This window comes from Amycolatopsis sp., from assembly GCF_025464955.1.
In the GTDB taxonomy this organism is placed as follows: domain Bacteria; phylum Actinomycetota; class Actinomycetes; order Mycobacteriales; family Pseudonocardiaceae; genus Amycolatopsis.
In genome coordinates this window covers 47,774-72,394 of sequence record NZ_JAODNM010000105.1, presented here as the reverse complement: position 1 = coordinate 72,394, position 24,621 = coordinate 47,774, and the positions used below count along the sequence as shown (strand labels likewise).

Genomic DNA, 24,621 nt, shown 5'->3' with positions numbered 1-24,621 from the left:
GTCCACTCTGCCGAGGAGCAAGCATGCCGGGATCGCGCATCATCGCGCTGGGCCACTACCAGCCCGAGCACGTCGTCACGAACGATGAGCTGGCACGCACGATCGACACCAGCGACGAGTGGATCCGGCGCCGGACCGGCATCGCCACCCGCCACCTCGCGCGCGAGGAGTCGGTGACGGACATGGCGGCCGGGGCCGCGGGCAAGGCCCTGACCTCGGCCGGGCTGCTTCCCGCGGACATCGACCTGGTAGTCGTCGCGACCTGCACCGCGATGGACCGCTGCCCGAACATCGCCACTCAGGTGGCCGGGCGGCTCGGCATCCCGGCCGCGGCCGGTTACGACGTCAACAACGGCTGCGCCGGTTTCTGCACCGCGCTCGCGACGGCGGATCACGCGCTGCGCGCCGGTGCCGCCCGCCACGCGCTGGTCATCGGCGCGGAGAAGATGAGCGACGTCACCGACTGGACCGACCGCTCGACCTGCGTGCTACTCGGCGACGGCGCGGGCGCCGCCGTCCTCAGCGCGGCCGACGACCCGGGCATCGGCCCGGTCGTCTGGGGCTCGGACCCGACCCAGGGCCAGGCCGTCCGGCTGAACGACGCGTGGCAGCCGCATTTCGCGCAGGAAGGGCAGGCCGTGTACCGGTGGGCCACCACCGAAATGCCCAAACTGGCCCGCGAAGCGTGCCGCCGCGCCGGGATCACGCCGGGCGACCTCGGCGCCATCGTCACCCACCAGGCCAACCTGCGGATCATCGAGGTGATCATCCGCGACCTCGGCGCCGAGAGGGCCGTGGTCGCCCGCGACGTCGTCGACTCGGGCAACACCTCCGCCGCGTCCATCCCGCTGGCGCTGGCCAAGCTCGTCGAACGCGGCGAAGTCGCCTCAGGCGTCCCGGCCCTGCTGCTGAGCTTCGGCGGTGGGCTCTCCTGGGCGGGCCAGGTCGTCACCTCTCCCTGACGCGAGTCCCACGTTCAAGCCCGCGAGTCCCACGTTCAAGCCGACCGAGTCCCACGTTCAGGCCGAGCGCAGTCCGGCGATGATCACTCCGAGCCCGTACGCGAAGTGATCCTCGGTGTGCGGCACGGGGATGTCGTCGAGGGCGGCGAGCATGTTCGGGTGGTGGGCGGGATCGAGCGCGTCGGTCAGGCGCGCGACGGCGTCCCGTCCGCCATCGGGGAGACCCGCCGCGAGTTGCTCCTCGATGGTGTGGCCGACGACGTAGTACGTGATCGTGTCGACCGCCCAGGCCGCGTCCCGGCTGCTGCGGCCGGCGCCGCGCAACAGGCCGATCATCGTCTCGCCGTACGCCAGCGCGTTGGGCAACGGGACGAAGACCCCGGAGAAGATCCGCGCGCCATCGCGGTGGGCCAGCAGCGCGCTCCGTAGCCGCTGCGCCAGCTCGGAAATCCTTTCGTACCAAGGTAAACGCTCGTCAAGCCCCAGGGTGAGATCGGCAAGCATCGCCTCCGCCATCGCTTCCAGCAGGGCCTGCTTGCTCGGGAAGTGCCAGTAGGTGGCGCCGTTCTGGACGCCCAGCACGGACGCGAGCCGTCGCATGCTCAGGCCGTCGATGCCGACTTCGTCGAGCAGCCCCAGCGCACCGGCGAGCACCTGGTCACGGGTCAAACGCATCGACGACTCTCCTCACGGTGTTGACGGACGGCGCCAGTATGCCGCAAACTTCAACACCGTTGAACTTAAACACTGTTGAAGTGGAGGCCAGTAGTGCGGACAGTCCGTTTCCACGGCTACGGCGGACCCGAGGTCCTGCGGGTCGAGCGCCTACCGCGGCCGGAACTCGGCCCGGACGAGCTGCTGCTCGAAGTGACGTTCGCGGGTGTCACCCTGCCCGTCGTCCGGCTGACTCACGGCGGCCCGTCGCTTCCGCACGCGCCAGGCGGCGACGTGGTCGGCCGGGTGGTCGGGATGGGCATCAACGTCCGCGGATGGCGCGTCGGACAACGCGCGGCGGGGATGGCGTTCAGCGGCGCCTACGCCGAGTTCGCACTGGTCAACGCCGGTTTCGCGGTCCCGGTGCCGGACGATGTCAGCGACGAAGCGGCGCTGGCGCTGGTCCGCGGCGGCCAGGTCGCTTTGGGCACTCTGCACATCGCCGCGGTGCGCCCTGGTGACTCCGTGCTGGTGACGGCGGCCGCGGGAGGCGTCGGGCACCTCACCGTCCAGCTCGCGAAACTGCTCGGCGCCGGCCGCGTGATCGCCGCCGTCGGCTCGACGTCGAAGGCGGATTTCGTACGCGGGCTGGGTGCCGACGACGTCGTCTTCTACTCGCAGGATCACTGGGGCGAGCCCGTCGACATCGTGCTCGACGGGGTCGGCGGTGACGTCTTCCGGCAGAGCCTCGACGCCGTGAAACCGTTCGGGCGCCTGATCACCTACAACGGCGTCGGCGGGAACGTCGATGTGAACGAGTTGCGCATGCAGAGCAAGGGAGTCATCGGCTTCTCGATGGGCCAGTTCGCGACGTTGCGGCGCGACCGCTACGACGAGCACCGGGACAAGCTGTGGAAGTTGACGGCCGCGGGCGAACTCCGGCCGGCAGTCCATCGGACGCTGCCGCTCGACCAGGCCGCGGAAGCCCATCGCCTCATCGAAGCGCGCGAAAACCTCGGCCGAGTACTGCTTTCGCCGACGCTCTGATCGACACCGCGCGAGGCTCGTGAGTCTACAGTCGCATCAACGACCAAGCTGGGGGAAGTGATGGTTCTGGACGCGACAGCCCAAGCCGAGCTCGTCCGCACCGGACAGGCCTCGCCGGAAGAGCTCGCCGAGGAAGCGATCGAGCGTATCGAGAAGCTCAACCCCGCACTCAACGCCGTGATCATCCCGCTTTTCGAAAAGGCGCGAGCCGAAGCGCGTTCTGCTCCCGACGGACCGTTCCGAGGCGTGCCTTATCTGATGAAGGACCTGTCACTCGTCTCCAAGGGCGACTTGACGTCGCAGGGCATCCTCGGGGCGAAAGCCGCCGGCTACCGAGCCGACCATGATTCCTTCTACGTGGAACGAATGCGTGCGGCCGGGTTCGTACTGGTCGGCAAAACCAACACCCCGGAAATGGGCGCCTCGCTGGCTTCCACCGATTCAGCCGCCTGGGGGCCGGCGCGCAACCCATGGGACACGGCGCGAACCACGGCAGGCTCGAGTGGCGGATCGGCCGCTGCCGTCGCCGCCGGCATGGTGGCGATCGCCGAAGGCACCGACGCGGCCGGCTCGATCCGCGCACCCGCCGCGTACTGTGGCGTCGTGGGCCTCAAAGGCAGCCGCGGCCGGGTGTCGGCCGGGCCCGACATGTTCGTCGACAACCTCGCCGGCCTCGCTTCGGAAATGTGTTTGGCACGAACGGTTCGCGATGTGGCGGCCGTGCTCGATATCGTCAGTGGTCACCGGGCGGGAGATCCGTTCTGCGCGCCGACCCCGGTCCGGCCGTTCCTCGCCGAAGTCGGTGCGGCTCCGGGGCGACTCCGGATCGGCGTGCTCACCACCGATCCGACAGCAAGCGCGAAGATCGATCCTGCCTGCGAAGCCGGCGCCCGCGCGGCCGCGAACCTACTCGACGAACTCGGCCACGACGTCGCCGACGGCTTCCCGGCGGCACTCACCCGGGGCGGATTCCCACCGGCGTTCGGAATGGCCATGGCCGTAGTGGCGAAGCGCGGGCTCGACCTTTGGGAGCAACGGCTCGGTCGCCCGCTCACCGAAGACGAAGTCGAGCCGGGAAGCTGGGGCGGCGCCCAAGCCGGGGCGACGATCTCCGGCGCACAGTTCTCCGAAGGTGTCGACAGCCTGCGCGCACACGGCCGGGAGATCGAACGATGGTGGACCGACGACCGCTGGGACCTGCTGCTCACCCCGACCATGCCGACGCCACCGCCACCGCTGGCGGACCTCGGCGACGTCGACCCCGGCATCTTCACCGCCGCGTTCAACGCTTCGGGCCAGCCGGCGATTTCCCTGCCCCTGCACTGGACACGCGACGGCCTGCCGGTCGGCGTGCAACTCGTCGCCGGCTATGGACGAGAAGACCTGTTGCTGCGCGTCGCCGCGCAGCTCGAACAAGCCAAACCCTGGGCTGACCGACGTCCGCTCGTTCACGCCTGAAGGACTCATGCGCGTTCCGGCCGCCTAGAACCGGCAGGAACGCTCACGAGTCCTCGCGGCCGCCTAGGAGACGTGACCGGTCACCTTGTCCGCGGCGACCCGGACGACCACCCGGACAGCGCCGGGCGCGTCTTCGCCCGCGTCCTTGCCGTCGTACTTCCACGACAGGGTGTCGTCCAGCTCGCGGCCGCCGTCGGAGGTGATCGTCACCCGGCCCCGGATCTCGGTGTACCGCTCCGGGTCGGCCCGGTCCATGATCGTCACGCTGACCCTGGGATCGCGCCGCATATTGCGGTCCTTGAGCCGCCCGGCAACCGTCGAGAACAGCAGTTCGTCGCCGTCCCGCCCGACCCACATCGCCGAAGTCTGCGGGCCGCCGTCGGCATTGATCGTGGCGAGCGTGGCGTAGTTTTTGCCGTCGACGAGGTCACGGACGGCGTCGCTCAGTGGAATACCCATAACGACGACTCTATTCAGCCGTGGACGTTGCCTACGACACACGCGAGAGACGTGAACGTTCGTTAAGCTGGCGGACCATGAGCAGTGCGACGGAACCGATCGGGACGCCTCCCGCAGAAGAACCGGACATCCACACCACCGCCGGCAAGCTCGCCGACCTGTACCGCCGGTACGACGAGGCCGTGCACGCCGGTTCGGTGCGGGCAGTGGAGAAACAGCACGCCAAGGGCAAGAAGACCGCACGCGAACGCATCGACCTGCTGCTGGACCCGGGCTCGTTCATCGAGCTCGACGAGCTCGCCAAGCACCGCTCGGTGAACTTCGGGCAGGAGAAGAACCGCCCGTACGGCGACGGCGTGGTGACCGGGTACGGCACCGTCGACGGCCGCGGAATCTGTGTGTTCAGCCAGGACGTGGCCGTCTTCGGCGGCTCGCTCGGCGAGGTCTACGGCGAAAAGATCGTCAAGGTGATGGACCTGGCGATCAAGACCGGCCGCCCGATCGTCGGCATCAACGAAGGCGGTGGCGCGCGTATCCAGGAAGGCGTCGTCTCGCTGGGCCTCTACGGCGAGATCTTCCGCCGCAACGTGCACGCGTCCGGGGTGATCCCGCAGATCTCGCTGATCATGGGCGCGAACGCCGGCGGGCACGTCTACTCCCCCGCGCTGACCGACTTCGTGGTGATGGTCGACGAGACCTCACAGATGTTCATCACCGGCCCCGACGTCGTGAAGACGGTGACCGGCGAAGAGGTCACGTTCGAGGAGCTCGGCGGCGCCCGCACACACAACACGAAGTCCGGGGTCGCGCACTACCTCGGCTCCGACGACGAGGACGCGATCGCCTACGTCAAGGAACTGCTGTCCTACCTGCCGTCGAACAACCTGTCCGACGCGCCGGTGTTCGAGTCCGGCGACCTCGCGGGCGAAGGCAGCAGCCTCTTCGACGACGTCACCGACGCCGACCGCGAGCTGGACACGCTGATCCCCGACTCGCCGAACACGCCGTACGACATGCACGAGGTGATCACGCGCATCGTCGACGACGGGGAGTTCCTCGAGGTCCACGAGCTGTTCGCGCCGAACATCCTGGTCGGCTTCGGCCGCGTGAACGGCCACAGCGTCGGCGTCGTGGCCAACCAGCCGACGCAGTTCGCCGGCTGCCTCGACATCGACGCGTCCGAGAAGGCCGCGCGGTTCGTCCGCACCTGCGACGCGTTCAACGTGCCGGTCCTGACCCTGGTCGACGTCCCGGGCTTCCTGCCGGGCACCGAACAGGAGTGGAACGGGATCATCCGGCGCGGCGCGAAGCTGATCTACGCCTACGCCGAAGCGACCGTCCCACTCGTCACCGTCATCACGCGCAAGGCCTTCGGTGGCGCGTACGACGTCATGGGCTCGAAGCACCTCGGCGCGGACCTGAACCTGGCGTGGCCGACGGCGCAGGTCGCTGTCATGGGCGCGCAGGGCGCGGCGAACATCGTGCACCGCAAAACCCTCACCAAGGCCGCCGAAGACGGCAAGGACGTCGACGCGTTGCGAGCGGAACTGATCGCGGAGTACGAGGACACGCTGCTCAACCCGTACGCCGCGGCCGAACGCGGGTACCTCGACTCGGTCATCGTGCCGGCCCACACGCGCGGCCACGTCGCCCGCGCGCTGACCCTGCTGCGGGACAAGCGGGAGACCCTGCCGCCGAAGAAGCACGGCAACATCCCCCTGTGAGGTGCGTATGAGCGAGAACAGGCCGGTACTGCGGATCGTCCGAGGCAACCCGGACGACGCCGAGTTGGCCGCGCTGGCGGCCGTCGTCGCCGCGGTCGCGTCGTCTTCCCGCCCGGCGCCGACGAAGCCTGCCAAGCGCTCGTGGTGGAGCGACCGGTCACGGTCGGTGCGGCAGCCGCCGCATCCTGGCCAAGGGGCCTGGCGCGCGTCCGCCCTGCCGAGGTAATCGGTCGGAATTTGTCGGTGTCGGCGGGTAGCTTGCCGACATGACGGAACCACTGACGCTGGCCGCGCAGGCAACAACCGCGGACGAACGCGCCCTGTTCGAGGCCTTCCTGGACAACTATCGCGCGGTGGCCAGGGCGAAGCTGCTCGGCACCTCGGAATCCGCTGCTCGGAAACGGCTCGTGCCTTCGGCGACCACGCTCGGCGGCTTGGTCAAACACCTGCGCTGGGTCGAGCTGGGCTGGTTCCAGCGAGTCCTCGCGGGCATCCCGGCCGAGGACCTGCCGCCGGTTCCGTGGACCGACGAGGACCCGGACGCCGACTTCCGGCTCGAGCCCGAGGAGACGGTGGCAAGCCTCATCGCCGAGTACGACGCCCAGTGCGAGCTCTCTCGCGAGGTCGCGCGTGCCCACCAGCTGAGCGACACCGGGCTCCATCGCACCCACGGCACGGTGTCGCTGCGCTGGATCTACCTGCACCTCATCGAAGAAACCGCGCGCCACGCCGGCCAGATGGACATCCTGCGCGAGCAGCTCGACGGAGCCGTCGGCCCGGAGATCTAGCACCGCTAGAATTCCTGCCGCCGCTTCACATAACCCTGGACAGTTGACTATTCTGCGACGTATAGTCCATGTGGAATAAACGACGGGGACTCCTCCGAGGGGGATAAAGATCATGGGGGCAGCAAAGCTCACCGCGCTCGCGATCGCCGTGCTGGAACTCCTGCACGAGCGGCCGATGCATCCGTACGAGATGGCGCAGCTCATGCGCGAACGGCATTTCGAATCCCGGGCACGGGTCGCCGCGGGTTCGCTCTACCACACTGTCGAGCGGCTACTGGCCGCCGACTACGTCAAGATCGTCGACACTCAGCGGGACGGACGGCGTCCCGAACGGACCGTCTACGGGATGACCGAAGCGGGTCGCGACGCCTTTGTCGAGCGCGCTCAGGTCATGCTCAGCGTGCCGGCGACGGAGTATCCCGAGTTCCTCAGCGGGCTGGGCGTCGTCGACGAACTCGGGCCCGCGGACGCGATCCTGCAGCTACGGCATCGGGAGCTGCATCTCAGGGCCGACGTCGCCCTTGACCAGGCCGTCCTCGAGACGCTGATCAAGAACGAGACGCCGCCGGTCTACTGGCTCGACTGGCGCTTCGCCAGCGATCGACGGGCGTTCGAACTGGCCTGGACGACGCGCCTGATCGCCGATCTCGAATCCGGCGCCGTGCCCTTCATCGGCGACCACCCCTGCCCAAAAGATCGTACTTTGGTACCAAAGGAAAAAGACGATGAGAAAGCAAGTTAACCCCTGGGCCGCACTGACGGCCCTCTGTATCGGTTTCTTCATGATCCTGCTGGACACCACCATCGTCTCCATCGCGATCCCGGCGATGCTGCGCGGCCTGAACGCCGGGCTGAACTCGGTGGTCTGGGTGATCAGCGTCTACCTGCTGACCTACGCCGTGCCGATGCTGTTCACCTCGCGGCTCGGTGACCGGTTCGGCCCCAAGCGGGTGTACCTCGCCGGCCTGGTCGTGTTCACCCTCGCGTCGCTGTGGTGCGGGCTGTCCGGCAGCGTCGAAACGCTCATCGTCGCCCGTGCCGTCCAAGGCCTCGGCGCCGCGCTGATGACCCCGCAGACGCTGGCGTTCATCTCGCACCTGTTCCCGCCGGCCAAACGCGGTGCCGCGATGGGGCTGTGGGGCGGTATCGCCGGACTGGCCACCATCGCCGGCCCGCTGCTCGGCGGGGTGCTGGTGCAGCACTTCGGCTGGGAGTGGATCTTCATCGTCAACGTGCCCATCGGCGTGGTCGCGCTGGTGCTGGCCCTGATCTTCGTCCCGGACTGGCAGCCGAAGCACTCGCATTCGTTCGACTTCATCGGGATCGCGCTGTCGGCGGCCGGGCTCTTCTGCGTCGTCTTCGGCATCCAGAACGGCCAGCAGTACGACTGGGGCCGGGTCTTCGGGCCGGTCAACATCTTCGAGATCATCGGCGCCGGTGTGCTGATCCTGGCCGCTTTCGTGTTCTGGCAACGGATCAACCGCCGCGAGCCGCTCGTCCCGCTCGAGGTGTTCGGCAACCGCAACTTCTCGGCGGGCACCCTCACCGGTACCACCGTCGGGTTCGCGATGACCGGGATGTTCATCCCGCTGGTGATCTACATCCAGTCGGTCATCGGGCTGACGCCGACACTGGCCGGAGTGCTCACCGCTCCGATGTCGCTGCTGGCGGGCATCGTCGCCCCGTTCATCGGGCGCGCTTCGGACAAGGTCAACGCCAAGTACCTGGTCATGTTCGGGCTCACCGCGCTGGCCGTCGGCCTCGGCATCATTGCCCTGCAGGCGACGCCGACAACCAGTGCCTGGTCCCTGATCCCGGCACTGCTGCTCAGCGGGCTCGGCATCGGCTTCATCTTCGCGCCGATGACCAACGTGACCATGGGCTCGGTCGAACCGCGTCTGGCAGGCACCGCGTCGGGCATCCTGAACACCTCGCGGCAGGTCGGCGGAGTACTGGGCGCGGCGACCATCGGCGTGTTGCTGCAGGCGAGGATCACGGCCTCGGTTTCGAATGAGGCCGTGAAGGCCGCGGCGTCCCTTCCCCCGCAGTACCGGGGACAGTTCGTCGACGGAATCGCCAAGGCGTCCGCGGGCGCGAGCGAATACAGCACCGGGCCGGCAAGTGGCCCCGCGGTGCCAGGCGTGCCCGCGGACGTCGCTGCGCAGATCCAGCGGCTCGCCGGCGGGGTCATCCACAGTGGACTGACCGACGCCGTCAAGGTGACCATGCTGCTGCCGATCGGTGTACTACTGCTCGGCGTCGTCTCCGCTGCGGCGATGAAGCGCAACGCGCCCCGCGCCGCGACCCAGCCTTCGGCTCCCACCACCCCGGAACCCGCTGCCGCTGCCTGAAGTGCCCAGCAAGTCCCACGCAACTCGACGGCGACTTGCGGTCTCTTAGAAACTAAGAGACCCCACAAAAACGCAAAAGTGGGGGCCCTGGACGTAGCCGCCAGAGCTGAAAAATGTTGTGGGCGGGTCGTTTCCCGATCGGGAAACGGCCCGCCCACAACTCCCTGGAGCGACGCGACTTAGTTCTCGTCGTTGCGGTGCTTGCCGTACGTCAGGCCGTAGCCGTAGGGAAACAGGCCCGTCTTGCCGTCACCCGGGTTGATCGGCTCCTGCGCGGAGCTGGCCGGCCAGGTGAACGAGAGCTTGCCCGTGGGCTTGTAGTCGCCGTAAAGAACGTCGGCGACACCGGCGCCTTCACTGCCTGGCAGGAAGGACTCGACGAGCCCGTTCCAGCCGGGGAGTTCGTTGGCGACGTCGAGGACCCGGCCGGAGACCAGGACCACGACCACCGGCACGCCGGTCGCCTTCAGCTTGGCGATGGTGGAGAGGTCTTCGGCGTCGAGCTGGAGACCGTTCGGACGGTCACCGTGGCCCTCGGCGTAAGGCGTCTCTCCCACCACCGCGACCGCGACCTTGTAGCTCGAGTCAATTCCGTTACCCGCACGGTCATAGGTCACCGTGGTGCCCTTCCCGGCATCGGATTTGATGCCGTCGAGGATGGTGGTTCCCGGGATGACGCGCTCGCCGCTCTGACCTTGCCAGGTCAATGTCCAGCCGCCCGCCTGGTTACCCATGTCGTTGGCGTTCTTGCCGGCGACGAAGATCTTGTTGTTCTTCTTCGCCAGCGGCAGCACGCCGTCGTTCTTCAGCAGCACCTGGGATTCCCGCGCGGCCTGACGGGCCAGCTCGTGGTGCTGCGCACTGCCGACCGTGTTCATGAACGAGCGGTCGGCGTACGGGTGCTCGAACAGGCCGAGCTGGAACTTCTTGGTGAGGATGCGCCGGTTCGCGTCGTCGATGCGGGACATCGGGACGTCGCCGTTGGCCACCTCGGCACCCAAGGTCGAGATGAACTTGGCGGAGTCGTTCGGCACCATGAACAGGTCGAGACCGGCGTTGACGGCCTGAGCGACCTCGGCCGGGGTGAAGCCCGACTGGCCGTCGATCTGGTCGATGCCGTTCCAGTCCGAGATCACGATGCCGGAGAAGCCCAGCTCACCCTTGAGCAGATCGGTGATGAGGTACTTGTTCCCGTGGTCCTTCAAGCCGTTGATGCTGTTGTAACTGATCATCACCGCGCCGACGCCGCGCTGGACGGCCGCGCGGAACGGCGGGAGGTGGATCGCGCGCAGCTCCCAGTCGCTGATCTGCGTGTTGCCCTGGTCGGTCCCGTTCGTGGTGCCGCCGTCGCCGATGAAGTGCTTCGCGGTGGCCATCACCGAACCCGGGGCGTCGAGGGACTTGCCCTGCAGGCCGTTGATGATCGTGGAGTTCGCGACGGCGTTGCCGGGAACTTCGCCGTAGGACTCGTACGTCCGCCCCCAGCGGTCGTCACGCGCGACACACAGGCAAGGCGCGAAGTCCTCGTCGACTCCGGTCGCGGACATCTCTTCGGCGGTCGCGCGGCCGATCTGCTCGGTGAGCTTCGGGTCGTGCGCGGCACCGATCCCGATGTTCTGCGGGAAGATCGTCGCGCCGTAGAGGTTGTTGTCGCCGTGCACGGCGTCGACGCCGTAGATGATCGGGATGCCGAGACCGGTGGACGTCGCAGCCTTCTGGTAGGCGTCGTACATGTCCGCCCAGGACACCGCCGTGTTCGGCGTGGGCACCGAGCCGCCGCCGGACAGCACCGAACCGAGCTTCGAGGCCGCGGACTGGGCCGGCGTCACCGCGCCGCGCTCGGCCTGTGTCATCTGCCCGAGTTTGTCGTCGAGGGTCATCCTCGACATCAGGTCGTTGACCCGGGAGGTCACCGAGGCGTGCGAGTTCTTGTAGAGGGGGGTCGGCGTCGCCGACGCCATCGGCGCCAAAGCGGTACCGGCCAGGAGCAGACCCGTGAGCACTACGGTTCGCGTCGTTCGAACTGATCTTCGGACGCGGAGGCGGGACGACATTGTTCCTCCGAAGCTGTTCAAGGATGTGAAATCCACATATGTTGCGAGCCACAACAAAGTAGCCGGGAGATGCCCGATTCCGGGTTACGATCAGATAACGCCCGAGGTCCGCTACCGTGCGTGAGGTGCACTTTGTCCTCGCCTCCGCGTCCCCCGCCCGCCTGTCGATCCTGCGCAACGCCGGCCTCGAACCGAGCGTCGTGGTCTCCGGTGTCGACGAGGACGCGGTGGCCGCCGGTCTCACCGATCCGACCCCATCCGAGCTGGTCACAGCCCTGGCGTTGGCCAAAGCGGAGGCTGTCGCCGACACCGTCGCGCAGACCACGCCGGACGCCGTGATCGTCGGCTGCGACTCGATGCTGTCGATCGGCGGCGAGATGGTCGGCAAACCGGGCACGCCAGAGATCGCGCGCGAGCGTTGGGCCGTTATGGCGGGCTCGACGGGCGAGCTGCTGACCGGTCACGCGATCATCAAGCTGGACGGCGGTCAGCGCACCGAACAGGCTTCAGCCAGCCGAACGACGACCGTCCGTTTCGCCACTCCTACCGCCCGTGAGCTGGACATCTACATCGCCACTGGGGAGCCCCTGGCCGTCGCCGGTTCGTTCACCCTGGACGCGCTCGGCGGCTGGTTCGTGGAGGGCATCGACGGCGACCCGTCGAGCGTCGTCGGCATCAGCCTGCCCCTGACCCGGCAGCTGCTGTCCGCGGTCGGGGTCAGCGTGGTCGATCTGTGGAAGACCACCCGAGAGGCCTAACGCCTTTTTCACATTCTGAGAGCCGTCCCACCGACGAACGTGGCTCGGCGCGTCTGCCTAACTCGGGCAGGCGCGGACATCCGCCTTGGTCAGCCGGATGACCGGCCAGCCGTGCAGTTGCGACGGCGACGTGTACTTCCGGGTGCAGCCGAGCGTGACGCCCGCGAGGTCGAAGACCTCCGCGAGCACCGGCGCGGCCGTGCACCGCGGAGTGCCGGACGTGCTGTCGGGGCATTCGTGCCGGACGACGAGTACTTCGGGGACGTTGTCGCCGGTGACGTCGTCGAGGCCGATGTAGGAGGCGTCCGAGAGGTACTGCCGTTCGGACGTCCGCCAGGTGTCGCCGTCCGAGGTCACCACCTCGGCGATCACCACGCCGGCGGATTGCCTGCCCTGCACCAGGCAGGCCGCAGTGGTTCCGTCGAGGCAGCTCAACGAGTCCGGGCCGAGCTTGGCGCCGAGCGCGGTGATGGTCACCTCTTCGAGGGGTGACTTGTCGCTGCCGACGGTGACCAGTCCCGAACCGCCCTGCCCGTCATCCATCAGGGTGACGGTGGTCCCGTGGATCCCGATCGACTTCACCGGGTGACAGGCCGCCTTCCCGCAAGCCGGGGTCGACTGCGGGGCGATGTTCGGTGCCGCGGTGCTCAGCGGCGCTTCCGGCCGCGGCCGCATCGCGACGACGACGGCCAGCGCGGCGATCATCACCACGAGCGCCACCAACACGGTGACCAGCACCGATCTCGGTGTACGCACCCCGATGTTCCACATAGCCGAGAGCGTAAGCGATGTCGCTGTGGGTGTCCGTCTATGTTGTCCCGGTGACCAATCCGAATCTGCCTTCCGCCCTGTACCTGCCGACCGGCACGCCCGAAGCCGACCGCTCCGGCGCGTCGATCGAGCTGCGCCGCACGCCCGACGGCCAGACCGCGCTCGTCGCGTTCTCCACGCTGGACAAGCTTGTCGAATGCTGCGGCCCGCACCAGCCGTGGCTGCTCGTGCGCACGGAGAACCTGCCGACGATCCACCAGGGACACCCGTACGACCTCATCGTGCTGGACTCGCCACTCCCAGCCGAACTTCGGCACACAGCGGCGTCTGTGTAGGACTCGACGTATGGACTCGACGGTGGTCCTCGTTACACCGCGACACCCTGTTCAGTCCCCTAAACTGCAGCTCTGGCCCGTGGAAGTGCTAGGCGCCGCGTGGTCACCAGCGGACGACACAGGAGGTACGGCGTGCCCGAGCAGGCCAGCCCGAACTTAGGCGGACCCGTCACCAAGGTCCTGGTGGCCAACCGGGGCGAGATCGCGGTCCGGGTCATCCGCGCGGCCAAGGACGCCGGGCTGACCAGCGTCGCGGTGTACGCCGAACCCGACAGGGACGCTCCGCACGTCCGGCTTGCCGACGAGGCCTTCGCGCTCGGCGGAACGACAGCGGCCGAGAGCTACCTGGTGACCGACAAGCTGCTCGACGCCGCAAAGCGCTCCGGAGCCGACTCGGTGCACCCGGGATACGGCTTCCTGTCCGAGAACGCCGACTTCGCCCAGGCCGTCATCGACGCCGGGCTGACCTGGATCGGCCCGAGCCCGCAGTCCATCCGCGACCTCGGGGACAAGGTGACCGCGCGGCACATCGCGCTGCGGGCCGGCGCCCCGCTGGTGCCCGGCACCAAGGATCCGGTCGAGACGGCCGACGAGATCATCGCGTTCGCCGAGGAACACGGCCTGCCAGTGGCCATCAAGGCCGCCTTCGGCGGTGGCGGCCGCGGGCTGAAAGTGGCTCGTACCAAGGAAGAAATCCCCGAGCTGTTCGAGTCCGCCACCCGCGAAGCGATCTCCGCCTTCGGTCGCGGCGAGTGCTTTGTGGAGCGTTATCTCGACAAGTCGCGCCATGTCGAAGCGCAGGTCCTCGCCGACCAGCACGGCACCGTGATCGTCGTGGGCACCAGAGACTGTTCGCTGCAGCGCCGCAACCAGAAGCTGGTGGAGGAGGCGCCCGCGCCGTTCCTCACCGACGACCAGCGCGCCCGTATCCACTCCTCGGCCAAGGCGATCTGCGCCGAAGCCGGGTACTACGGCGCTGGGACGGTCGAGTACCTCGTCGCCGTCGACGGCACGATCTCGTTCCTCGAAGTGAACACGCGCCTTCAGGTCGAGCACCCGGTTTCCGAGGAGACCGCCGGGATGGACCTGGTGCGCGAGATGTTCCGCATCGCGCGCGGCGAGAAGCTGCGCTACACCGAGGATCCGGTGCCCCGCGGCCACTCGATCGAATTCCGCATCAACGGCGAGGACGCCGGCCGCGGTTTCCTCCCCGCGCCCGGCACGGTGACGAAGTTCGTCGCGCCGTCCGGTCCCGGCGTGCGCGTCGACTCCGGCGTCGAGTCCGGCTCGGTGATCGGCGGGCAGTTCGACTCCATGCTGGCGAAGCTGATCGTCACCGGCACCGACCGCGCCAACGCGTTGGAGCGCAGCCGTCGCGCGCTCGCCGAGTTCGTCGTCGAGGGTTTGGCCACTGTCGTCCCGTTCCACCGGGCGGTCGTCGACGATCCGGCGTTCATCGGTGATGACACCGGTTTCGCGGTGCACACGCGCTGGATCGAGACCGAGTTCGACAACCGGATTCCGCCGTTCAGCGCCGCCGGTTCCGCCGACGTCGAAGAGGAGCAGGCCCGCCAGACCGTCGTGGTCGAGGTCGGCGGCCGTCGCCTGGAGGTTTCACTGCCCGGCGGGTTCTCCCTCACCGGCGCCGACAGCGCCGGCGGCGGTGGCACCGCGGTGAAAGCGAAGCCGCGCAAGCGCGCCGGCGGCACCAAGGCCGCGGTCAGCGGTGACGCGGTCGCGGCGCCCATGCAGGGCACGATCGTCAAGGTCTCCGTCGAAGAGGGTCAGCAGGTCGAAGCGGGCGAGCTGATCCTCGTCCTCGAGGCGATGAAGATGGAAAACCCGGTCACCGCACATAAATCGGGCACGGTAACCGGACTTTCGGTCGAAGTCGGGGCAGCCGTGACGCAAGGGTCGGTTCTGCTCGAGCTCAAGGACTGAACTCAGGGCATCTCGATTTCCCGACGTGGCAGACGAGCAGGAGAAACGGCTCTACCATCGACAACGTGAACGAAGTTCCGTCACCGCAGCTGAGAATCAGCGACCTCGACCGTGAGGCCGCCCTCCAGGCACTCGGTGAACACATGAGCGTGGGCCGGATCGACCTCGACGAGTACGGAGACCGATCGGCGAAGGTGACGGCGGTGAAGACCCGCGGCGAGCTCGCCGAGATCTTCGACGACCTGCCGCAGCCGCACCCGCAGTTCGGCGCGGCACCTGCGGAGACAGCGGCGTCGACGAGCACCGAGGTCCAGCCGCCGTCCACGCCGGGACAGCCGATGACCTGGGCCGGCCGACCGCTCAACCAGCGGCTGACCGCGGCCGCCGTGCCGGTGGTGTGGCTGGCCGGATTGGCGCTGATGCTCACCGTCGGCGGGTGGTGGTGGTTCCTGGTCCCGCTGGTGCTCACCGGGGTCGGCCGCCAACTCTGGGGCCGCGACTGGGCGGGCGACCACAACCACCGCCGGGATGACCGGCGTGACGACATCCGCGAGCGTCGGGACATCCGGCGCGACCGCCGAGATGATCGGCGCGACCGCCGTCGGTACTGAGCGCCGTAGGATCTCCTGGTGAGCGCGGAGCCCTGGGACATGCGGCTGTCCAACGCCGAACGTGAAGAGGCGATGGACGTGCTCGGCGAACACGTCAGCACCGGACGTCTCGACATCGACGAGTTCGGCTCACGCTCGGCGAAAATCGGTGCCGCGGCCCGGGTCAGCGACCTCATTCCGCTGTTCGAGGACCTGCCCGCGCCCCAACCCGCGGTGCTGTCAGTGCCTCGCGCGCAGGCCGAGCCCGCTCCGCGCACCGGCACCGTGCCGCAGCGGATGCTGACAGCGAGTGCCATCCCGATCGCGATCGTGCTCGCCATCGCGCTGCTGTTCGAGACCCACAGCATCATCCTGGCGCTGGTCCTGCCCGCCGCCCTCGCCCTGTTCCTGGGCCGCCGACGCCGGTGAGCGCATCCACCGTTCGGTGGAGTTCGCGACTGATCGGTTGATCCCCCGGACCGGCCACCACCTGCGACAATCACGGTCATGATGGGTGTGGTGCCGGGTGTGGTGGACGAGCGGGCCGAACGTTACGGCGGGTTCATCCTGTCCACACTCGGCCTGATCCTGCTGCTCGCGTGCACGATCTGGGCGGCGGCGTCGGCGCACGGCGACCCCCGGCACTGGCTTGGCACGCTCGCGCTCGTCGCACTCACCGCGGTCTGGCTGCTCGGCCTGGTGCCGTTGTTCCCGCGACGCATCGGCCATCTGCCGGCCGTCGCCGGGTACTACCTCGTCACACTGGGCCTGGCGGCCCTGCTGACCAGCCGGGACAACACGTTCACCGCGTTCGTGTCCGTCGGCTACCCGTTCGCGTTCGCGTTGTTCTCGGCGCGCTGGTGCGTATTCCCGGTAGCGATCACAGCGATGATCCCGATGGTGGCGCGGGGCGACTGGGGCCCCGACTCACGCACCTCCGCGTGGGTGCTCGTGGTGTCAGTCGTGGGTCCGCTGCTGTACGCGGCGTGGTTCATCGGGGCCGAAAGCGAGCGGCGGCGCAAGGCGATCGGAGCTCTCGCCGAGGCGAACGCGAAGGTCGAAGCGGCGTTGGAGGAGAACCTCGGCCTGCACGCCCGACTCCTGGCGCAGGCTCGCGAAGCGGGGATCTTCGACGAACGGCAGCGGATGGCAGGCGAAATCCACGACACGATCGCACAGGGGCTGGCCGGGATCATCACGCAGCTGCAGGCCGCCGACCGCGCGACCGACGAGGCGGGACGCAGCCGCCACCTCGCGCACGTCCACACGCTGGCCAAGGAAAGTCTCGCCGAAGCGCGTCGCTCGGTGCAGGCGTTACGGCCGGTATCCCTGACGGGGTCGAGGCTTCCGGATGCGCTCGACGAGCTGGGCCGCAAGTGGTCGGAGACCTCGGGCGTGCCGATCCGCATCGAAACCACCGGCGACGCGTATCCGCTGCTGCCCGATCTGGAGGTCACCCTCTACCGCGTCGCGCAGGAGTCGCTGGCCAACGCGGGCAAGCACGCCGACGCGTCCATGGTCGGGCTCACCCTGTCCTATTCGGACGATGTGGTGATGCTGGACGTGCGCGACAACGGCGTCGGCTTCGCGCCGGATCTGGTGTCGCAGAAGTCGTTGTCACAGAAGCAGGAAGACGTCGACGGTACGGGTTTCGGACTGGAGGCGATGCGGCAGCGGCTGCAGCGCGTCGACGGCATGCTGGTCATCGAGAGCGCGCCCGGCGACGGGACCGCGGTCAACGCGCAGGTGCCGGCGATCCCGGCAGAAAGCAGGACTTCGTGATCCGGCTGTTGATCGTCGACGATCACCCGATCCTCCGCGACGGGCTGCGGGGCACGTTCACCGGCGAGACCGACATCGAAGTCGTCGGCGAAGCCGGGAACGGCGCCGAAGCGCTCGCGCTGGTCACTCGGCTCGAACCGGACCTGGTGCTGATGGACCTGCGGATGCCGCAGATGGACGGAGTGAGCGCGATCAAGGCGATCCGCGGGTCGTTCCCCGCCGTCCGGGTCCTCGTGCTGACCACGTTCGATTCCGAAACCGACGTCCTGCCTGCCATCGAAGCGGGCGCCACCGGGTACCTGCTCAAGGACGCGCCGACCGTCGAACTGCTGCGTGCGGTCCGGTCCGCCGCGCGAGGTGAGTCGGTGCTGTCGCCGTCGGTGGCGGGCAAGCTGATGAGCCGGGCCCGTAAGCCGCCGCAGAGCAAACTGACCAAACGGGAGCTGGAGGTGCTGACGCTGATCGCGGACGGCGCGACGAACCGGTCCGCGGCGGCGGCGCTGTTCATCAGCGAGGCGAGCATCAAGACCCACCTGCTGCACATCTACGCGAAGTTCGAGGTCCGCGACCGCGCGGCCGCCGTCGGCGAGGCCTACCGCCGCCGCATCCTCAGCTGACCCGGTTCCCTACCGCAACTCGCCGTCGAGTTGCGGTAGTTGGTATCCCCCACGATCGCAACTCGCCGTCGAGTTGCGGTCAAGTAGGGTCGGCGGGTGGAACCGGTGGAGATCAACACGGGCGAGTTCTATCTGCGCCAGTTGCGGGCCGACCAGCTCATGGACGACCGGCCCCTGCTCATCGAGGGTTTCGCCGACCCGACGCACCGGCGCTTCATCCTCAACCTCCGCGTCCGCAACCTCGACGAAGCGGCCGAGTACGTCGAGCTCCGCAGCGCCGAATGGGCTGCCGACCGGCGGTGCTCGTGGGCGATCGCGGAGCCGACCACCGGCGATCTACTGGGCGAGGTCGGCCTGAAGAACCTGGACCTCGACGCGCACACCGCCGAGTCGGCGATCTGGGTACACCCGCGCGCCCGCGGCCGGGGCGTCGCGTCGACGGCCTTGAGTGCCGCACTACGGTTCGGCTTCGGCGCGTTGGGGCTGGAAGCCGTCGGTTACGAACACCTGGAGTCCAACCTCGCTTCGGCTGCCGTCGCCAAGCGCTGCGAGTTCACCCTGCTCGGCGCGAAGCCCGACCTCGCCCCGACCGGCGAGAAGGTGATCCGGTGGAGCCGAGCCTCTTCCTGACGCGTGTACTCCGCTCGCTCAACGACGGCGGAGACGCGGTCGCGTTCCACCACGACGGCGTCGAGACCAGTTTCCGTGATGCGGCAAGCATTCTGCGGCGGCTGCACGCGGCGTTGGCGGGCGAGGGCGTCGGCACCGCGGAGGTCGTCGGCATCCTCGGTGGCAACCGGCCGGAGACGATCCTCGTCCAGTTGGCCGCGCAACTGCGGGGCGCCACTGTGCTGCTGATCGCCGAATCCGCGAGCCTACCGGACAGGCTGGCCGCGCTGAAGGCCGCGGACGTCACGCTCCTGGTGATCGATCCACGACGGGGTAACACCGACCTGCGCGACGCCGTCCGGTCTGTCTCGCTGGATGATCTCCTTACCCGCCAAGGAGATCATCCGATCGAGCTACCGGCGTCAGTCCGGCTCATCTTCCCCACCGGCGGCACCACCGGCACCCCGAAACTGATCGTGCACAGCGGGATCTACGACGGCATGGCCCACATCTTCGCGCCGGACCCGGCGGGCCCCGGCCGTACCCTGCTGATCGCGCCGATGTCCCATATGACCGGCAACGCGACCACCCTCGGCGCCCTGCTGCGACGTGACATCCTGGTGCTGCACAACAGTTTTGACGCCGGTGCCGTGCTGGAAGCCATCGCGAAACACCGGATCGGCACGCTGTCGCTGACCCCGCCGCGACTAGCCGCCGTGCTGGATCACCCGGCGATGGCGGCGACCGACATCAGCAGCGTGCGTTCCCTGTCCCTCGGCGCGGCACCGCTGTCCCCGAGCCGGCTGGCGCAGGCACTCGACGTCTTCGGCCCGGTCGTCGGGCAGGGGTATGGGCTCACCGAAGCGCCGATGATCGCCGGCATTTCCGCCGCCGAGCTCGACGGATTTCCGGACCGGCTCGGCTCGGTCGGCCGCATCGTCCCGGGCATGGAAGCCACGATCGACCACGGCGAGATCCTCGTCCGCGGACTGTCGATGATGGACGGTTACCTCGGCAGGCCGCCGATCGGCGACGGCTGGCTGCGCACCGGCGACGTCGGCCGTTTCGACGACGACGGCTACCTCTACCTGCTGGACCGGCTCAACGACGTCATCATCACCGGCGAACACGGCACCAAGGTCGCCTCGACCACGGTCGAAAACGCGCTCGCCACGCACCCGGACGTCCGCGCCGCGGCCGTCATCGGCATCCCCACGGAGGACAGCGAAGTCATCCACGCCGTCGTTGTCGCAACGCAACCCGGCGCGTTGACGGCAGACGACGTCAAAACCCACGTACTCGCCGAACTCGGCCAACCGCATTTCGTGCCCGCAAGCGTCGCCTTCGCCGACGCCCTCCCCCTCACCGCCATCGGCAAAGTGGACAAGGCCGCCCTCCGCGCAGGTCCCTAAACCGTCAGATCACGGGTTCGACGATCCCCGAACGAGCCTCGGGGGCAGCGATGCGCAGGGCGTCCGCGGCCTCGTCGCTGGGCTGCGACTGCGAGTCGCGCTCAGCCTGGACACGCGCCTTGTAGACCTCGACCTCGCGCGCGGCCGTCTCGGCCGACCAGCCGAGGACCTCGCTCACCAGGCCGGCGACCTGCTCGGCGCAGTCGACCCCGCGGTGCGCGTACTCGATCGAGATCCGGGTACGTCGCGCGAGGACGTCGTCCAGGTGCAACGCACCTTCGTGGCTGGCGGCGTAGACAGCTTCGACAGCCAGGTAGTCCGGGGCGGTTTCGAGCGGCTTCAGCAGCTCCGGACGGCCTTCGGCCAGCGCGAGGACCTCGTGGATCATCGAGCCGTAGCGGTCGAGAAGGTGCCGCACGCGGTACGGGTGCAGACCGTGCTCGGCCGCGAGGTGATCGGCCTGGTTGACCAACGCGTGGTAACCGTCGGCGCCGAGCAGCGGAACCTTGTCGGTGATCGACGGCTGCGGCCGCCCGGGCAGGTCGGGCGAGGCGGCGTCGACGGCGTCGGCCGCCATAACCCGGTACGTCGTGTACTTGCCGCCGGCGATCGCGACGAGACCCGGCGAAACGCGCGCGACAGCGTGCTCACGCGACAACTTCGAGCTCTCTTCGCTCTCCCCTGCCAGCAGCGGCCGAAGGCCGGCGTAGACGCCCTCGATGTCTTCGTGCGTCAGCGGCGTCGCGAGCACTGAGTTGACGTGTTCGAGCAGGTAGTCGATGTCGTGCTTGGTGGCCGCTGGATGCGCCAGGTCGAGATTCCAGTCCGTGTCGGTGGTCCCGACGATCCAGTGGTTGCGCCACGGGATCACGAACAGCACGGACTTCTCGGTGCGCAGGATCATCCCGGACTCGGACACGATCCGGTCACGCGGGACGACGATGTGGACACCCTTGCTCGCGCGGACGCGGAACCGGCCGCGGCCGCCGGAAAGCTTCTGCAGCTCGTCGGTCCAGACACCGGTGCAGTTGATCACGACGCTGGCGTGGATCTCGGTCTCGCGGCCGTCCTCGACGTCACGCACACGGACTCCGGACACCCGGTCCGCCTCCCGCAGGAAACCCACGACCTGCGTCGACGTGCGGATGACGGCACCGTAATGCGCCGCCGTGCGGGCGACTGTCATGGTGTGACGCGCGTCGTCGGACTGGGCGTCGTAATAACGGATGCCGCCGATGAGCGCGTCGCGCTTGAGCGCTGGGACCATCCGCAGCGCGCCCGCGCGGGTCAGGTGCTTTTGGCCGGGCACGGACCGCGCGCCGCCCATCCGGTCGTACATGAACAGCCCGGCGGCGGTGTACGGCCGCTCCCACACGCGCTTGGTCAGCGGGTACAGGAAGCTCACCGGCTTGACCAGGTGCGGAGCGATCGTGGTCAGCATCAGTTCGCGCTCCTTGAGCGCCTCGCGCACCAGGCCGAACTCGAGCTGCTCCAGGTACCGCAGCCCGCCGTGAAAAAGTTTGCTCGACCGGCTCGATGTCCCGGCCGCGAGGTCTCGCGCCTCGACCAGCGCGACCCGTAAGCCGCGGGTGGCAGCGTCCAGTGCGGTGCCCGCCCCGACAACCCCGCCGCCGATGACCACGACGTCGAAGGTGTCCTTGCCGAGCCGCTGCCAGGACTCTTCCCGCTTCAGTGGACCCAACTGCGCCGGGTTGGCCTCTGTTCGCCGCGACTCGCCCACGTGACACTCCTCCTCGGTTTTCTCGAGGCTTCCAGCATGTCACGTCGCGCGGCCGGCGCACCTCCGCAGAAGGTCTCGTGTGGCGCAACGCTCGTCGATCTTGAAAAGATTGGGCCTGCTGGCGCCTGGATGGATCCGTTACCTGGCGGTAGCGTTCACTCGATCGTGGGTCGGCAATGGCGCCGTTGACATGGCGTGCTCGACCCTGCACAGGAAGTGTCCAGTGTGGAGGGGCAAGTATGACCGCGGGCTCGATTTTCTTGTGGGAGACGCTCGGTACCGCCGTGCTGATCCTGCTCGGTACAGGTGTCGTCGCCAACCACGTACTGCGTAAGACCAACGGCAACGGCGGCGGGATCCTCTTCATCACCGTCGGCTGGGCGTTCGCCGTCTTCACCGGCGCCAGCATCGCCGACAAGAGCGGGGCGCACCTCAACCCCGCCGTCACCCTCGGGCTGGCGATCGCCGGCAAAACCAAATGGGCCGACGTGCCCTACTACGTGGCCGGCCAGATGGTCGGCGCGATCATCGGCGCCATGCTCTGCTGGGCGGCCTACAAACTCCAGTTCGACGACCACCCCGAGCCGGAGAACACCCTCGGCATCTTCTCCACCGGGCCGCAGATCAAGAACACCGTGTGGAACCTGGTCACCGAGATCATCGGTACCTTCGTGCTGATCGCGTTCATCCTGTTCAGCCCGGGTGCCGGGATGGACAAGGCCGGCCTCCCCCAGTTCGGCAACGGCGCGCTCGGCTACGCGGGCGTCGCGTTCGTCGTGCTGGTCATCGGTACCTCGCTCGGCGGCCCGACCGGGTACGCCATCAACCCCGCGCGTGACCTCGGGCCCCGCATCGCGTACTCGTTCCTGATGCCGATCAAGGGCAAGAGCAGCGGGAACTGGGGCTACGCCTGGATCCCGGTCGTCGGACCGCTGGTCGGCGGTTCGCTCGCCGCGCTGCTCTTCCTCGCCACCAAGTGACCTCTTCCGAAACTGGAGCTTTGATGACTTCCTACGTCGCCGCGATCGACCAGGGCACGACGTCGACCCGCTGCATGATCTTCAACCACTCCGGCCGCGTGGTCGCTTCGGACCAGCGCGAACACGAGCAGATCTTCCCGAAGGCGGGCTGGGTCGAGCACAACGCCGAAGAGATCTGGGAGAACACCCGGGCCGTCGCCGCGGGCGCGCTGGCCAAGGCGGACCTGACCTCGGCCGACATCGTCGCCGTCGGCATCACCAACCAGCGCGAGACCGCGCTGGTGTGGGACCGCAAGACCGGCAAGCCGGTGTACAACGCGATCGTCTGGCAGGACACCCGGACCGACCGGATCGTCAAGGACCTCGGCGAACTCGGGGGCGGCCAGGAGCGGTACCGGCAGAAGACCGGGCTCCCGCTGGCCACCTACTTCTCCGGCCCGAAGGTCAAGTGGATCCTCGACAACGTCGAGGGCGCCCGCGAACGCGCCGAGGCCGGCGACCTGATGTTCGGCAACATGGACACCTGGGTCCTGTGGAACATGACCGGCGGCGTCGACGGCGGTATCCACGTCACTGACCCGACCAACGCCTCCCGCACCCTGCTGATGGACCTCGACACCCTGAAGTGGGACGAGGGCAACGCCGCCGACATGGGCATCCCGCTGTCGATGCTGCCGGAGATCCGGTCCTCCTCGGAGGAGTACGGCAAGGTCCGCGAGAAGGGCGCGCTGGCCGGGGTGCCGATCTCCGGCATCCTCGGCGACCAGCAGGCCGCCACCTTCGGCCAGGCGTGCCTCTCCCCCGGCGAGGCGAAGAACACCTACGGCACTGGCAACTTCATGCTGCTCAACACCGGTACCGAGAAGGTGATGTCGGAGAACGGTCTGCTCACCACAGTCTGCTACAAGATCGGCACCAACGACACGATCTACGCGCTCGAAGGCTCGGTCGCGGTGACCGGCTCGCTGGTGCAGTGGCTTCGGGACAACCTCGGCCTCATCGGCACGGCCGCCGAGATCGAGGAGCACGCCCGCAGCGTCGAGGACAACGGCGGCGCGTACTTCGTGCCCGCGTTCTCGGGCCTGTTCGCTCCCTACTGGCGTTCCGACGCCCGCGGCGCGATCGTCGGGCTCACCCGGTTCGTCAACAAGGGCCACCTCGCGCGCGCGGTGCTCGAGGCGACCGCGTTCCAGTCCCGCGAGGTCATCGACGCGATGAACGCCGACTCCGGGGTGCCGCTGAAATCGCTCAAGGTCGACGGCGGCATGGTCGTCAACGAGCTGCTCATGCAGTTCCAGGCAGACATCCTCGGTGTGCCGGTGATCCGGCCGGTGGTAGCCGAAACCACCGCCCTCGGTGCCGCGTACGCCGCCGGCCTGGCCGTCGGGTTCTGGGCGAGCGAGGACGACATTCGCAACAACTGGGCCAAGGACAAGCAGTGGGACCCGGCGATGGACGACTCCCGTCGTGAGCACGAGTACAAGAACTGGAAGAAGGCCGTGACCAAGACCTTCGACTGGGTCGAAGACTAGGACTGAGGCTTGACACTGCGTCTCCAAGCACCAGTCGCAGCGGACCGTCCTCGCGG

At 68.3% G+C, this 24,621-nt stretch carries 24 protein-coding genes; 19 read left to right on the top strand and 5 right to left on the bottom strand.

Features of this window, described 5'->3' with window-relative positions; all coding sequences use genetic code 11:
- The first annotated feature begins 23 nt into the window (after positions 1-23).
- Complete coding sequence (locus JWQ81_RS24785) at positions 24-962, top strand: beta-ketoacyl-ACP synthase III (protein ID WP_297545034.1); 939 nt, start codon at positions 24-26, stop codon at positions 960-962.
- A gap of 57 nt (positions 963-1,019) precedes the next feature.
- On the opposite strand, the gene JWQ81_RS24780 is transcribed toward JWQ81_RS24785, so the two are convergent.
- Positions 1,020-1,637 (bottom strand): TetR/AcrR family transcriptional regulator C-terminal domain-containing protein, encoded by a 618-nt coding sequence (locus JWQ81_RS24780; protein WP_297545032.1) that lies wholly within the window; start codon positions 1,635-1,637, stop codon positions 1,020-1,022.
- A 93-nt stretch (positions 1,638-1,730) separates the two neighbouring features.
- On the opposite strand from JWQ81_RS24780, the gene JWQ81_RS24775 reads away from it, so the two are divergent.
- Positions 1,731-2,663, top strand: coding sequence for a zinc-binding dehydrogenase (locus JWQ81_RS24775; protein WP_297545030.1), 933 nt, complete (start codon positions 1,731-1,733; stop codon positions 2,661-2,663).
- A 60-nt stretch (positions 2,664-2,723) separates the two neighbouring features.
- Positions 2,724-4,121, top strand: a complete 1,398-nt coding sequence (locus tag JWQ81_RS24770; RefSeq protein WP_297545060.1) for an amidase — start codon at positions 2,724-2,726, stop codon at positions 4,119-4,121.
- Between the two features lie 63 nt (positions 4,122-4,184).
- On the opposite strand, the gene JWQ81_RS24765 is transcribed toward JWQ81_RS24770, so the two are convergent.
- On the bottom strand, positions 4,185-4,580 hold the full coding sequence (locus tag JWQ81_RS24765) for a PPOX class F420-dependent oxidoreductase (protein WP_297545028.1): 396 nt from the start codon (positions 4,578-4,580) through the stop codon (positions 4,185-4,187).
- Between the two features lie 77 nt (positions 4,581-4,657).
- Here JWQ81_RS24765 and JWQ81_RS24760 point away from each other — a divergent pair, with 77 nt between their 5' ends.
- From JWQ81_RS24760 to JWQ81_RS24740, 5 genes are all read left to right on the top strand, one after another.
- Positions 4,658-6,304 carry an acyl-CoA carboxylase subunit beta gene (locus tag JWQ81_RS24760; protein ID WP_297545026.1) on the top strand — a complete coding sequence of 549 codons (1,647 nt, stop codon included), beginning with the start codon at positions 4,658-4,660 and terminating at the stop codon, positions 6,302-6,304.
- Positions 6,305-6,311: 7 nt separating this feature from the next.
- On the top strand, positions 6,312-6,530 hold the full coding sequence (locus tag JWQ81_RS24755) for an acyl-CoA carboxylase subunit epsilon (RefSeq protein ID WP_297545025.1): 219 nt from the start codon (positions 6,312-6,314) through the stop codon (positions 6,528-6,530).
- 40 nt (positions 6,531-6,570) lie between these two features.
- On the top strand, positions 6,571-7,092 hold the full coding sequence (locus tag JWQ81_RS24750; protein ID WP_297545023.1) for a DinB family protein: 522 nt from the start codon (positions 6,571-6,573) through the stop codon (positions 7,090-7,092).
- 112 nt (positions 7,093-7,204) lie between these two features.
- Complete coding sequence (locus JWQ81_RS24745; protein ID WP_297545021.1) at positions 7,205-7,834, top strand: helix-turn-helix transcriptional regulator; 630 nt, start codon at positions 7,205-7,207, stop codon at positions 7,832-7,834.
- Positions 7,818-9,443, top strand: a complete 1,626-nt coding sequence (locus JWQ81_RS24740; RefSeq protein ID WP_297545019.1) for a DHA2 family efflux MFS transporter permease subunit — start codon at positions 7,818-7,820, stop codon at positions 9,441-9,443. Before JWQ81_RS24745 ends, JWQ81_RS24740 begins: the two co-directional genes overlap by 17 nt.
- 179 nt (positions 9,444-9,622) lie before the next feature.
- Here the strand turns inward: JWQ81_RS24740 and JWQ81_RS24735 are convergent, their stop codons facing one another.
- Complete coding sequence (locus JWQ81_RS24735) at positions 9,623-11,446, bottom strand: glycoside hydrolase family 3 protein (RefSeq protein WP_297545017.1); 1,824 nt, start codon at positions 11,444-11,446, stop codon at positions 9,623-9,625.
- A 176-nt stretch (positions 11,447-11,622) separates the two neighbouring features.
- On the opposite strand from JWQ81_RS24735, the gene JWQ81_RS24730 reads away from it, so the two are divergent.
- Complete coding sequence (locus tag JWQ81_RS24730; protein ID WP_297545058.1) at positions 11,623-12,255, top strand: nucleoside triphosphate pyrophosphatase; 633 nt, start codon at positions 11,623-11,625, stop codon at positions 12,253-12,255.
- A 57-nt stretch (positions 12,256-12,312) separates the two neighbouring features.
- Here JWQ81_RS24730 and JWQ81_RS24725 read toward each other — a convergent pair whose 3' ends face one another.
- Positions 12,313-13,011, bottom strand: a complete 699-nt coding sequence (locus JWQ81_RS24725) for a hypothetical protein (protein WP_297545015.1) — start codon at positions 13,009-13,011, stop codon at positions 12,313-12,315.
- A gap of 65 nt (positions 13,012-13,076) precedes the next feature.
- Between JWQ81_RS24725 and JWQ81_RS24720 the strand changes: the two genes are divergently transcribed.
- The 8 genes from JWQ81_RS24720 to JWQ81_RS24685 all read left to right on the top strand — a co-directional run bounded on the left by JWQ81_RS24720 (position 13,077) and on the right by JWQ81_RS24685 (position 20,312).
- The gene (locus JWQ81_RS24720) at positions 13,077-13,361 is read left to right on the top strand and encodes an SAV_915 family protein (RefSeq protein ID WP_297545013.1); all 285 of its coding nucleotides are present in this window, start codon (positions 13,077-13,079) and stop codon (positions 13,359-13,361) included.
- Between the two features lie 132 nt (positions 13,362-13,493).
- Positions 13,494-15,302 (top strand): acetyl/propionyl/methylcrotonyl-CoA carboxylase subunit alpha, encoded by a 1,809-nt coding sequence (locus tag JWQ81_RS24715; protein ID WP_297545011.1) that lies wholly within the window; start codon positions 13,494-13,496, stop codon positions 15,300-15,302.
- 65 nt (positions 15,303-15,367) lie between these two features.
- Positions 15,368-15,913 carry a DUF1707 domain-containing protein gene (locus tag JWQ81_RS24710; protein ID WP_297545009.1) on the top strand — a complete coding sequence of 182 codons (546 nt, stop codon included), beginning with the start codon at positions 15,368-15,370 and terminating at the stop codon, positions 15,911-15,913.
- Between the two features lie 18 nt (positions 15,914-15,931).
- Positions 15,932-16,321 (top strand): DUF1707 domain-containing protein, encoded by a 390-nt coding sequence (locus JWQ81_RS24705; RefSeq protein ID WP_366942333.1) that lies wholly within the window; start codon positions 15,932-15,934, stop codon positions 16,319-16,321.
- Positions 16,322-16,399: 78 nt separating this feature from the next.
- The gene (locus JWQ81_RS24700; RefSeq protein ID WP_297545007.1) at positions 16,400-17,674 is read left to right on the top strand and encodes a sensor histidine kinase; all 1,275 of its coding nucleotides are present in this window, start codon (positions 16,400-16,402) and stop codon (positions 17,672-17,674) included.
- Entirely contained in the window at positions 17,671-18,291 is a 621-nt protein-coding gene (locus tag JWQ81_RS24695) for a response regulator transcription factor (RefSeq protein WP_297545005.1), read from the top strand. Before JWQ81_RS24700 ends, JWQ81_RS24695 begins: the two co-directional genes overlap by 4 nt.
- A 96-nt stretch (positions 18,292-18,387) precedes the next feature.
- Positions 18,388-18,921: a GNAT family N-acetyltransferase gene (locus JWQ81_RS24690; protein WP_297545003.1), complete on the top strand. Its 534-nt coding sequence runs from the start codon at positions 18,388-18,390 to the stop codon at positions 18,919-18,921.
- The gene (locus JWQ81_RS24685) at positions 18,900-20,312 is read left to right on the top strand and encodes an AMP-binding protein (protein ID WP_297545001.1); all 1,413 of its coding nucleotides are present in this window, start codon (positions 18,900-18,902) and stop codon (positions 20,310-20,312) included. The genes JWQ81_RS24690 and JWQ81_RS24685 overlap by 22 nt, the downstream gene beginning before the upstream one ends.
- Before the next feature lie 4 nt (positions 20,313-20,316).
- Here the strand turns inward: JWQ81_RS24685 and JWQ81_RS24680 are convergent, their stop codons facing one another.
- A complete protein-coding gene (locus JWQ81_RS24680) occupies positions 20,317-22,053 on the bottom strand; it encodes a glycerol-3-phosphate dehydrogenase/oxidase (protein ID WP_297544999.1) in 1,737 nt (578 codons plus the stop codon).
- Between the two features lie 239 nt (positions 22,054-22,292).
- Between JWQ81_RS24680 and JWQ81_RS24675 the strand changes: the two genes are divergently transcribed.
- Both JWQ81_RS24675 and glpK read left to right on the top strand, forming a co-directional pair.
- A complete protein-coding gene (locus tag JWQ81_RS24675) occupies positions 22,293-23,033 on the top strand; it encodes an MIP/aquaporin family protein (protein ID WP_297544998.1) in 741 nt (246 codons plus the stop codon).
- Between the two features lie 23 nt (positions 23,034-23,056).
- A complete protein-coding gene (gene glpK, locus JWQ81_RS24670; RefSeq protein WP_297544996.1) occupies positions 23,057-24,565 on the top strand; it encodes a glycerol kinase GlpK in 1,509 nt (502 codons plus the stop codon).
- Positions 24,566-24,621 lie beyond the last annotated feature (56 nt).